The sequence below is a fragment of the Acinetobacter sp. 228 genome (assembly GCF_048147885.1).
On the sequence record NZ_JAYWYV010000410.1, the window covers coordinates 1 to 1,191 of the forward strand.

A 1,191-nucleotide genomic window follows, 5' to 3' on the forward strand; every position below is an offset into this window, starting at 1 on the left:
TTAGATGAACGTTATTTAGACAATCCACTTAAGCAAGCGGTCACACGTAGTCTTATTAAAACAAAGCAAGCTACAGAACAAGATTTTCAGAAGCTTGGAATTAAAATTCAGTATAGCCAGCAAGCTAAAAACCCTAAAAAAGGTTTTAAAAATCAATTTGAGGCAATACTAGTATTTAATTTGATTAATCTAAAGCTTGAAACCTATGCTGTAGATGTAGTGTTGGCAAACCCATCATATTTGATCCCGATTATGGCAGAACACACTGGGGTTGTTCAGATTGAATTAAATAATGAACTTTATTTGTTAGGGATGAATGACCGAAAAATTATTAAATTGTTTAAACAGGGTGACGCACTCACTTCGGATATGAGTCCGTTTGTCATTAAACAATATTCTGATTTCTTTGCGTTAAGCTACAAGCAATTAAATTTAAATTGTGATGAACAAGGTGTTTGTGATTACGTTGAAGGTTCTGTTCAGCCATCTCAACAGTTTGTATTGACCAGCTACTAAGTCATTTCCTCGATTAAATAAAGCTCAAATCTCAAGATTTGAGCTTTATTTTTTGCTTAAAAAATATTTTTTTATCAATTTATTTGTATATAAAATTAAAAGTCATTATTTAAATAAATAGTGTGTCTAATTTTTAAATAAAGATAAAGCTAAAAGTAGGCATGGGGAATTAAGTGAAAAATTATTATATTTTAAAAAGTATAGTTTTTAAATTTATATAAATTAAAGAAATGATGTAAGATTAATTAAAATACAATAATTACCCTAATAATTATTAATTAATTGTTTTTAAAATATATTTTATTTGATTGGCAAAAGATTGCTTAAAATAACTTCACTATTCAAAGATAATTGCATATTTATTTTTTTATCCTAAAATGATTTTTTACTAAATTGTCGTTACAGTTTTTTATATGCAATCATTAAATTATCGGAATAATGATGCATCGCAACATGGAAGTTCTGCACCTTTGAAACGAGCAATGAGTACTCGACATTTGGTGATGATCTCACTTGGCGGTGACATAGGTAAAGGTCTTTTTCTTGGGTCTGTCGACGTAATCTCTCAAGCAGGTCCAATTGGCGCAATTATCTCTTATTTCTTGGGCGGTCTAATTGCCTATACCGTTATGCTGTGTCTCGGTGAGCTAGCGGTTCATGTCCCTGAATCTGGCT

At 30.4% G+C, this 1,191-nt stretch carries 2 pseudogenes; both read left to right on the forward strand.

From position 1 onward, the window contains the following. Nucleotides 1–516: pseudogene (locus VXQ92_RS19440) on the forward strand (hypothetical protein); the annotation flags it as partial. Nucleotides 517–929: 413 nt separating this feature from the next. Beyond that, a pseudogene (locus VXQ92_RS19445) lies at nucleotides 930–1,191 on the forward strand (S-methylmethionine permease); the annotation flags it as partial.